Annotated in this window: 10 protein-coding genes; 9 read left to right on the plus strand and 1 reads right to left on the minus strand. The window is 45.7% G+C overall.

Annotated features, from left to right (window positions below; genetic code table 11):
• The first annotated feature begins 3 nt into the window (after nt 1–3).
• From AC23NW_RS19295 to AC23NW_RS19330, 8 genes are all read left to right on the plus strand, one after another.
• Nucleotides 4–1,125, plus strand: coding sequence for a DegT/DnrJ/EryC1/StrS family aminotransferase (locus AC23NW_RS19295; protein WP_487451357.1), 1,122 nt, complete (start codon nt 4–6; stop codon nt 1,123–1,125).
• Nucleotides 1,106–1,525 carry a GNAT family N-acetyltransferase gene (locus AC23NW_RS19300; RefSeq protein WP_487451359.1) on the plus strand — a complete coding sequence of 140 codons (420 nt, stop codon included), beginning with the start codon at nt 1,106–1,108 and terminating at the stop codon, nt 1,523–1,525. The genes AC23NW_RS19295 and AC23NW_RS19300 overlap by 20 nt, the downstream gene beginning before the upstream one ends.
• The gene (locus AC23NW_RS19305) at nt 1,522–2,709 is read left to right on the plus strand and encodes a glycosyltransferase family 4 protein (protein ID WP_487451361.1); all 1,188 of its coding nucleotides are present in this window, start codon (nt 1,522–1,524) and stop codon (nt 2,707–2,709) included. The genes AC23NW_RS19300 and AC23NW_RS19305 overlap by 4 nt, the downstream gene beginning before the upstream one ends.
• A gap of 103 nt (nt 2,710–2,812) precedes the next feature.
• Entirely contained in the window at nt 2,813–3,553 is a 741-nt protein-coding gene (locus AC23NW_RS19310) for a glycosyltransferase family 2 protein (RefSeq protein WP_487451363.1), read from the plus strand.
• A gap of 11 nt (nt 3,554–3,564) precedes the next feature.
• On the plus strand, nt 3,565–4,389 hold the full coding sequence (locus AC23NW_RS19315) for a glycosyltransferase family 2 protein (protein ID WP_487451364.1): 825 nt from the start codon (nt 3,565–3,567) through the stop codon (nt 4,387–4,389).
• A 4-nt stretch (nt 4,390–4,393) separates the two neighbouring features.
• Entirely contained in the window at nt 4,394–5,698 is a 1,305-nt protein-coding gene (locus AC23NW_RS19320) for an O-antigen polymerase (RefSeq protein ID WP_487451365.1), read from the plus strand.
• On the plus strand, nt 5,695–6,390 hold the full coding sequence (locus AC23NW_RS19325; RefSeq protein ID WP_487451367.1) for a glycosyltransferase family 2 protein: 696 nt from the start codon (nt 5,695–5,697) through the stop codon (nt 6,388–6,390). Before AC23NW_RS19320 ends, AC23NW_RS19325 begins: the two co-directional genes overlap by 4 nt.
• 21 nt (nt 6,391–6,411) lie before the next feature.
• On the plus strand, nt 6,412–7,320 hold the full coding sequence (locus AC23NW_RS19330) for a glycosyltransferase family 2 protein (protein ID WP_487451369.1): 909 nt from the start codon (nt 6,412–6,414) through the stop codon (nt 7,318–7,320).
• Here AC23NW_RS19330 and AC23NW_RS19335 read toward each other — a convergent pair.
• Nucleotides 7,317–8,948 carry a glycosyl hydrolase family 28-related protein gene (locus AC23NW_RS19335; RefSeq protein WP_487451370.1) on the minus strand — a complete coding sequence of 544 codons (1,632 nt, stop codon included), beginning with the start codon at nt 8,946–8,948 and terminating at the stop codon, nt 7,317–7,319. The genes AC23NW_RS19330 and AC23NW_RS19335 overlap by 4 nt on opposite strands.
• Nucleotides 8,949–9,214: 266 nt before the next feature.
• Here AC23NW_RS19335 and AC23NW_RS19340 point away from each other — a divergent pair.
• A partial coding sequence (locus tag AC23NW_RS19340) for a beta strand repeat-containing protein (protein ID WP_487451372.1) occupies nt 9,215–10,467 on the plus strand: 1,253 nt, incomplete at its 3' end.

Below are 10,467 nucleotides of genomic sequence, written 5' to 3' on the forward strand. Positions count from 1 at the left end.
CGAATGAAACGACAAATTCCGGTTTATCAGCCGACACTAAGCGGAAACGAGCGGCAATATGTACTTGAATGCCTGGATTCATCCTGGATATCCTCAAAGGGTAAATTCATAAACCTGTTCGAAGATGGCATTGCAGATTACCTGGGTGCGCGGCATGCAGTCTCTGTGTGTAATGGTACGGTAGCGCTTCATCTTGCCCTCATTGCTCTGGGAATCGGAGAAGGTGATGAAGTGATTGTGCCCACCCTTACTTACATCGCTTCGGTGAATGCGATCAAGTATACCGGTGCTACACCTGTGTTTGTCGACTCCGAAGAGGCGGCGTGGCAAATGTCGGCTACGGATGTTATCGCCAAAATTACTCCCCGGACTAAAGCCATTATGTGTGTGCACCTGTACGGTCATCCATGCGAAATGGATAGCCTGGGGCAGATTGCTAAAGAGCATCAGCTGTTTCTGATCGAAGACTGTGCGGAAGCGCTCGGCACATCCTATCGGGGCCGGAAAGCCGGTACATTCGGAGATATTGCTACGTTCAGCTTTTACGGTAATAAAACGATCACAACCGGTGAGGGAGGGATGGTGGTTATGAATGATGAAACACTGTACGAGCGTTGCATCCATTTCAGAGGGCAGGGACTTGCCAAATACCGGCAGTACTGGCATGATGTCATTGGCTATAACTACCGGATGACCAATATCTGTGCCGCGATCGGGCTGGCACAACTGGAGCAGATTGATACCTTTCTTGCTAAAAAGCAGCAGATCGCACAGTGGTACAGGGATGGCCTGGCTGGTACTGAATATACGTTTCATGAACCAGTCGGCGATGTGTATCATTCATACTGGATGTGTTCCGTTTTAGTTGCTTCTCCCGAAGACCGGGATCCGCTCCGGACTCATCTGGATGGTTTAGGGATCGAGACCCGCCCACTGTTTTATCCGGTACATACCATGCCGATGTATTCTCAGAAATACGCCCGTCACAAAGTAGCCGAGCATCTGGGTTGGCGCGGAATGAATCTGCCAAGCTATCCGGGGCTGACCCGCGACGATGTAGATTATATCGTAAGCGGTATCCTTAGCTACAAACCCAAAACAGGCCATGCCGTTTCTGCGCATTAATGAGGCTCAGTTAGGCCTGCTTGAGCATTTTCTGACAAAGCTTGGTGATGGTGCCGGCACATTCCGCTATTTCGCTAAACGGCCGGCTGCTATCGTGTTGACGCACCTGTATGCCGGTTTGCTACTGGATAATGACGAGCCTGTTGCATATGGCCATCTTGAAAAGGACGGCGAAACGCTGTGGTTGGGCATCGCCGTTGCGCAGCAGCAACGTGGACGTGGTATTGGCCGGCAGCTGTTGTCTCATTTACTGACTGTAGCAAAAGAACTGAACGAGCCTATGGTCTGCCTTACCGTTGATAAAACAAACCAGTCTGCGATAAAACTCTATGAAAAACAGGGCTTTGTCTGTATAGAAGAAGGACCACACTATTACAAATATAGTTACGTGTTTGAATGAATATTCTGTATTATATCCCTTCTATTTCTCAGTCGGCAGGAGGTATTCGCCAATATGCCTGTGCGTTGCTGAAAACGCTGGCTGAAGATACTGAGCACACCTATTATGTCTTACACAATGTCGGCGATGAAGTTGTAAATGAAATTCTTAAAGATAACCCGCAGTTAATTGCCATTCCCGCACAGGTCGGACAGGAGCGCTTCTCAGAACGTTTATCAACTGATGCTACCAAGCTGGTTAATCAGATTCTTAAATCAAGGCAAAAAAAGCAGTTTGGTATTGGCAGCTATGTCAACCGCATTTGCCGTAAGTACAGGATTGACGCCGTTCACTGCCCTTATCAGCATGCTCCGTATACCAGTGTACCGGTTATTTCGACCATGCATGATGTACAGGAACTCCACCTGCCTTATTTGTTTACTCCGTTAGAGCGGGCCGAACGGGCAACGATTTTTATGGGGATCGCCGAGCGGGCGCGCCATATTGTCGTCAGTTTTGAGCATGTGCGGCAGGACATGATCCGCTTTTTTCAACGGACACCGGAAAATGTCAGCGTTTGTGCTCTAAGTCTGGGAAAACTGTGGTTTGAGGGGTTTTCCGGGACCGATATTATTCCGGCACAGAAGCTAGGAGTACCGGAAACCTATTGCCTGCTGCCAGCCGCTACATGGCCACATAAAAACCATATACATTTGATTGAGGCGATTGCCCGCCTGCGTGACGAGGACCAGCTGCTTGTCAACCTGGTTTGTACTGGTCATCATACACCACATTTTTCGGCTATCCGGGAAAAAATAAATCAGCTGGGGCTCGACAATCAGATTACGTTTCTCAATATTGTTGATGAGGTAACGTTGTACAGTTTATACAAGCAGGCAAGGGCAGTTGTTATTCCTACTATTTATGAAGCGGGTAGTTTCCCGTTGTATGAAAGTATTTTTCTGAATGTTCCGGTTATTTGCTCGTCAGTAACGTCGCTGCCGGAGACGATCGGAGATCAACAGTTTGTTTTTAATCCGCTTGATGTGCCTGACATAGCCGATCACCTGAAACAAATCGTTAAGGATGACGCGTACAGGGCTGCATGCCTGGCTAATAATGAGAAAGCTCAAATCCGGTTACGCGACCGGAATCCGCTTCAGGACATAAAAAACGTGTACCTAAAAGTAAAGTCCGCCGCCTGAATGAGGGTATATAAGCTACTTTTACAAATCGCCTGTTAACTTTGTTTCAACACTTCTGTCACTTGTTAGCTTATAACACTGCTGGCTGGAGGCTATTCGTTAGATGCCGTCAATACAACCAGATATATCCATTATTATTCCAACGTACAACCCCGGACCACTGTTGCAGCAGGCCCTGAATTCGGTATGGCAGCAGTCGTTTACAAACCGGGAAGTATTGGTAATCGATGGCGGAAGCACCGATGGTACAGCAGCGTTTTTAAAAGCCAACCAAGCGCAGATCGACTATTGGGTCAGTGAGCCCGACAGTGGTATTTATGATGCGATGAATAAGGGTGTTGAGAAAGCCCGGGGAAAATGGATTTATTTTCTGGGGTCAGATGACCAGCTGATGCCGGATGTTTTAACCACCATTGCGGCTGAATTACAAAGTACAGACCGGATTGTTTTCGGTGATGTTTTGTTCGAGAACGGTTACCGGATGAAATCGTTTTTAGGTAGCAGAACATGGCTTCAGAATACCTTACATCACCAATCTGCCTTTTATCATCGTTCGCTTTTTTCGACATTCAGATACGACACTTCATTAAAAATTATCGCTGATTTTGAGCTAAACCTGAAAGTATATGCTGAGCAGCTTCCCGTCCGCTACATACCGGTAATCATTGCTACCTGTCTGACCGGAGGGGCAAGCGGAAATCTGTCGCTTTCTCTAAGGGAAACGAATACTGTACGAAGCCGTTATCTGTCCGGCTGGTGGAAGAAACGGGGATTATCGGCGTTTTTATGGCTATACTATGCACAGAAACAACTTCGGTTTTATATGTATGGCCATCGTATTTAATGCGTAATGTTATGAGAATTGCCGGTACCGTAGTTTTATATAATAGTACGCCAGCGTGTCTGCCAATCCTGGAAACATACTGGCGTCAGGTTGAGAAGCTATATGTTATCGATAATTCAGAACAGGTCGATAATGGTCTGAAAGAACTGCTCACCCAGTATTCATTTATAACCTATATTCATAACGGGACGAACCTGGGGATTGCGCATGCGCTGAATATGGCTGCCGGACAGGCAATTAAGGACGGATATGATTACCTCCTGACGATGGATGACGATAGCAGTGCACCGGCGGATATGGTTCAGTCAATGTGTCAGTTTCTGAGTGGCTATACGGATCGGGAACGCGTAGGAATCGTGTCTGCAGTTCATACTTATGAGACTAGCCCGGAAAAGTACAGATCCGTTCTTTTTACCATGACCTCCGGTAATTTACTGAATCTGCGCATTTACCAAGAGACTGGCGGATTCATGGAAGGTCTGTTCATTGATCATGTTGATCATGAATTCGGATTAAGGCTTAACCAAAAAGGATATCAGGTTATCGAACTGCCTGCACTATTGCTGAAACATAATCTCGGAGAAGCAAAACTAATTCCTCTTTCCGGCCAAAAATATGTCTCGCACAGTCCGGTACGTGGATATTATTTTGTCAGAAACGGAATTATCGTTGCCCGCCAATACAAACATTTCAGATGGATAGCTTACAAGTTAATTATAAAGGAAATTATTAAAGCTGCTTTATTCGAACGCGAAAAGAAATATCGTCTGAAACTAATTTACTCAGGTATCCATGATGCATTTCGTAATAAAATCGGAAAAATAGGCGACATGTAATTATATGGAAGTTTCTTATGAAATAATTCCTGAAATATTGGGATTTAGTCTGTCGCTGGGAATTATATATTTCTTTTTATATAAGCGGTATTTATTCTCTGTTATTGATCCGTTGTTTATTTTTATATTCAATACAACCTTTTCAAGTGTATTAATTATTGAAGTGGTTGAAGAACCTAAATTTATCTTTCATTTTTTTCTATGTCAGTTATTCCTTTATCTGGGTTTTGCGTTTGTTCAGGAAAAGACTAAGACATATGCCATAATTAATAAACCGCAGGACGAATACCGGTTTTATGACGTTGACTTGCTGGAACTGACAGTGTATTGTCTGGCTTTTCTCTATATCTTAGCTAATTCTGTTCTGTTTTATACAAAGGGTTCGGCGCTTCTGACCGATAACCCTACTGAAGCTAAAGTTGCTAATTTTCAGCAGGGTTTCGGTATATTCAGGAAAATAAACTGGTCGGTAGGCGGGGTATTGGGAATAGGGCTGATCTATCTTAATCTTACCCAGCAGAATAAGCGATACCAGCTATTACTGCTTATTCTGGTATTTTTTACTGCATTGGAAGGATCAAAGTCCTCACTACTCAAAATTGTATTTAGTGCAGCCTTATTGTTTTTTCATCCGTACTTTCAGAAAAAACAAGCGATCATCCGTCCTTATTTTAAATATATACCTGTTGCTATAGTTGGGCTTTTTACTGTATTTTTTATAGTCTTATTTAAAGAGAATGATACGCCCGAGCTGGCGTTGCTTGCTTTTTTAAGGCGTTTGCTCTACGGAGCAGACTCGGTCCTTTATTTCTATAATGATATAAATCAGGATTATTTCAGTCAGTATCGTTTCTGGCAATATCCGGCCTACATACTTAACCCGATACTGGGTTTTTTCAGAATTGTTCCCTATAATGAAGCTTTCGGTAATGTGATGGTAGAAAACTCATTACCACCGGATACCATACTGGATGTAATAGTGGGCCCTAATACATCTTTCTACATTGAAGGTCAGATATTTTTCGGGTATTTGGGCGGAATTCTGTATAGTGGTCTGGTTGGTGGTGCCTATGCTTTTTTGCGATGGATCTATTTTTCTCTGAAAAAATCCCCCGCTTTCTTATTTGTCTTTTTCTGCTATGTTTGCCAGCTTGCCAGCATCTTGCTGATTGATGTTAACCTGTTTGTTGCGCAGCTGTTTGATACCTGTTTTTTTGTTTTGCCAATCTATATTGGTGTTTGTTTTATTAAACATAAAAAAATCGTGATCCGGCGACCACAGTTTACACTTCGTCGTTTAGTACTATGAAACGCGTAAGTGTGTGTATGGCTACCTATAACGGCAGCAGGTTTGTACATCGGCAGGTCGAATCGATCCTGAAACAGTTAAATCAGGATGATGAACTGATCGTCGCTGATGACGGGTCTACGGATGAGACCCTCGGCATTATCCGGCAGTTTGCCGATAGCCGTATCCGTATTCTGGAACCGAAACGCCTCGGATCGGCGATCCGGACATTTGAGCGGGCACTAAGACCGGCACAGGGGCAATATATATTTTTAGCTGACCAGGACGATGAGTGGTTGCCTGGTAAACTGACGCACATGCTGGCTCAGTTGCAGGAAGCGGATCTGGTATTAAGTGACTGCCGTGTGGTTGATGTGCAGGGCCAGGTGATCCACCCGTCCTTTTTTGAACACCGTAAGAGTGCGCCCGGACTGTTTCGTAACCTATGGAAAAATCCGTATATGGGGTGCTGTATGGCTTTCCGGGCCAGTCTCCTGAAACAAGTCCTGCCCTTCCCGGCTCATATTCACATGCATGATTGGTGGATCGGGCTGGTAGCCGAACGATATGGAAGGGTTGTCTTTCTGAATCAGAGGCTGCTAAAGTATGTACGCCACGGCGAGAACGTATCACCTACCGGGCAGGGGCGTTACAGCTGGTCAAAGCGGTTTATGAATCGTTTTTGGATGGCATGGTATGTGTTAACCCGTTAGCTGTTGTAGTTTTGCCGGCACATGGTATCAGTTGTTATTCCCACATATAATGCAGGTAATTATTTACCCCGGTTACTGGATGCGTTAGCCAAACAGACGCTGGCGCACGAATTGATCATTGTTGATTCGACTTCCAGGGACAATACACAGGCAATTCTCCGGGAACGGAATATTCCGTTTCATGAGGTTTCGCCGGCTTTGTTTAATCATGGCGGGACACGTAATCTGGCCATGTCATTCACCAGTCATCCGGTGGTAATTATGATGACTCAGGATGCATTGCCGGTCCATCCGGATACCTTGAAAAATCTGGTTGCCATGCTCCTGCGCGATGAGAATATCGGTATGGCTTATGGCAGGCAGTTACCCTATCCCGAGGCTGGTATCCTGAGTCAGTTTGCCCGTATGACCAATTATCCGGCAGAAAGCCGCCTCAAAGCCTGGAAAGATATTCCTTCGCTGGGCATTCGTACCTGTCATTGTTCTAACTCATTTGCCGCTTATAAAAAAGCAGATTTCCTGGCTGTTGGCGGGTTCCCGACAGATACTATTCTCGGCGAAGATGTGGTATTGGCGGCTAAGTTGATTACCAATGGTAAGTCGCTGGCCTACTGTGCAGAGGCACCTGTCTATCACTCTCATGACTATGCGCTTACTGAAGAATTCCGGCGGTATTTTGATATCGGGGCCTTTCATCAGCAACAAGAGAAGCTTCTTCAACCCTTTACCGGTGCTGAGTCAGAAGGATTGAAATATGTAATTCAGGAGTGGAAATATCTGGCCGGGAATAACCACCTGGCGTTAATTCCGGCCCAGGTATTGCGTACGGCAGCCAAGCTTGTCGGGTACAAGCTTGGCAAATGGCAAAAACACCTGCCACTGAGCCTGAAGCAGAAAATCAGTATGCATGCCTCTTTCTGGAAAAATTAACCAATTGGAATCGGGTCGTTCACCAGAAAATCGCTTTGAAGTTCAGCCTGACCTTCATAGAAGATCGGCTCGCCGGTACCAGTACCCATCACTCTTGGCGTAAACGTCACGTTGCCAACTCCGTTGGCAAAGCTGACGTCAATTAACGCTCCGGCAATGTCCAGATAGCCAGGACTGGTACTGGTTTTGTCCAGAACAATAACAGTCGCAGAGCTAGGGTCGAAAACACCTGTATTCCGCTGGTTAACCAGGAGCTGAGCCTGAAAGCTCATAACAGCCGTACCGCCGGACCCATAGCTGCCCGCACGAATTACCCCGTCGATCCAGATACGATAAAAACCGCCGAAAGAGTTTGCATTGGTGAACGGAAGTTGGTTGGCTTGCCGGAACTGAAAAATGTTTATGGTGACCGGAGAGCCATTCTGACCTGCCTGGAGTGTATTATTATACAACTGCCGGATTTTTCCTCCTTTTTTCTCAAAGGGTAAGTTGGTGTTAAAGGTCAGGTTAGTACCATTTTTTAGCAGATTCGCTGAGATTACAAATTCGTTGCCAGCGACATCGCTACAGGTAATTTCACTGTTACTGATCGAGGCAGGTATCGATTGATAACCACCGCCTGCCGGAGCATGATAAATTAAGGTACGATTGGGTCGCTCTGCCGGAACCGGTAGAGAAATACGCGCCTTTAGCCCTTTTATAATACAGCCGGTAAAATCGAATAACTCAGTTGTCGGCGCTGTTGAGTTTGCCACAACGACATTAAACTCATTTGTCTCAAAACCAGCTACCAGTGTTCGGCAAACACGTGAGAATGATTCAATTGTGGCATGCACGCTGAGGTTGGTTGTATATTGTGCACAAAGAATGGCCGTATCTTCAGTGCCGGTAGTTGCTGAAATACGGCTGATATATCCTTGAAACGCAAAGCTGTTTGTACCGTTAAGAATCAGGCCTGGCCGTCTTTTTTCGTAGTTCTGAATAGAGGTTGCCCGCATACTGGTAACGCCCATAGTACCTGTTCCGGCTGCCAGCGCGATGTGAGTACTGGAAGCTGTATAATTAAGCCCTACGCTACCTAAACTGGCGCTGTTACTCATAATAACCGGAGCGTTTGCGCGTATCAGACACTTATGTACATAAAATTCTTCGCTGCGGACATTCAGAATACCAATAGAGCCAACCCCCCCGTTTGCAGAAGGAAAATCTTCCATCTGGAAATAGCAGTTCTGAATCCCGTTGTTTAGCCCCCCATTACCCGCCAGGGCAAAAAGTACACCGATGGTGGACCGTGTAGCGTTATAGCCGGTTAACGACAAAAAGGAAAAATTTTCACAACCAACAACCGAAGAGCCGCTAAAGTCAAAGATGGCACCGCTTGTATTACCGATGATGCTGGTATTAAGATAAGTTCCGCCGTCACCCTGAAGCCATATTCCGGTTGTATTAGTGATGTTGATCGGTGAGGTAATATAATAATATCCGGATGGGAAATAAACGGTTACCCGATACGCACCGCCGCCGGGAGCCGATGCTGCTTTGGCAGCATTAATTGCGTTCTGAATGGCAGTTGTATCATTATTAACGCCGTTTCCTAACGCTCCATAATCTTTGACGTTGAAAGCCATATAGTAAATAAAGTTTCAATAAGAGAGGATATTGGGTTATCCGTTGGTTTTTAGGTAAATATGGAAAAAAACGCACCAATAAGGCAGAAAACTTATTATGCGCTACAAACCGATTTGGAGTATCCATCGTCGTAAGCATAACAGGCGTTAGATTATTAACCAAAAGGCATTTATTTTTGACTCAAAAAAGGGACGAGATGAAGCGACTACTATCCATTTTAGCGTTTTTTAGCACAGTATCTGTAGCTACTGCTCAGAATAATTACGTGTCTACATCGCCAGCCGCCGCCGCACCCGGTGCTGATAATACGCTGGTGGGGATTGGTGCAGGAAATCTTAACATGAGTGGTGCCAGCAACCTGTTTATTGGTCGGGGAGCAGGTATACTGAATATGGCAGGTACTAAAAATATTTTTCTGGGGGCCTATTCAGGAAATCAGAATACCTCCGGTCAGAGTAATTCATTCCTCGGCTTCTCTGCGGGCTATACCAATACAACAGGTATTAATAACACGTTCACCGGCTCAGAAGCGGGTTATACAAACTCTACCGGATCGAACAATATATTTCATGGGTACCGGGCCGGTTATAATAATACTACCGGATCAAATAATACCTTTTTGGGTTCCGGAGCTGGTTATGGTAACATAACGGGAAGCGACAATACGTTCTTTGGGGCTGATGCAGGGTCTACAAATACTTCGGGTCGTGAAAACGTGTTCCTTGGTTCGCTAAACGGCTCTAACAATACAACAGGGTTGTTTAATACGTTTATTGGTGCGCGTTCAGGCAATACCAATACAAGCGGCTTCAGCAATGTATTTATCGGTGCCTCTGCCGGTTTTTCAAATAGTACCAGTGCCAACAATGTCGCAATCGGAGATTCTGCTGGATATCGTAACACTGTGTCCGGGAACGTTTCCATTGGCTCGAAAGCAGGCTACTCAAATCAGACAAGTGCCGGTAATACAGCCATTGGTTTCCAGGCTGGTTACGGCTCAACAGGTAATAACAACGTATTCCTGGGCTATTTGGCCGGTCGCAATAATACATCAGCCAGCTTTAACCTGTTTTTAGGACCTGAAGCGGGCCGCAACAACCAGACCGGTGGCTTTAACGTCTTTATCGGTTCACAGTCGGGCTTTAACAACCAAACCGGGGTGGGTAACTTTTTTATGGGTCAGCAGGCTGGCTTTAATAATACCGGAGGAAATTATAACCTGTTTATCGGCAACTCTTCGGGGACCAATAACGTATCGGGCGAAGGCAACGTAGCTCTGGGCGACGGGGCCGGGGTGAATTCAAAAGGCTCAAACAACACGTTTGTGGGCCGGTATGCGGGCTTCGGGGCCTCTGCTACCAACGGGGGCGAAAATGCCTTTATCGGCTACGCAGCGGGTTACAATATAACTACAGGTATCGGAAACGTAGGTATCGGCCGTGGTGCCGGCGTGGCCACTACCACGGGAAACTATAATACGTTTATCGGTTATCTGGCCGATGCGACGAGTGCCAACCT

The organism is Arsenicibacter sp. R0_47, from assembly GCF_057652235.1.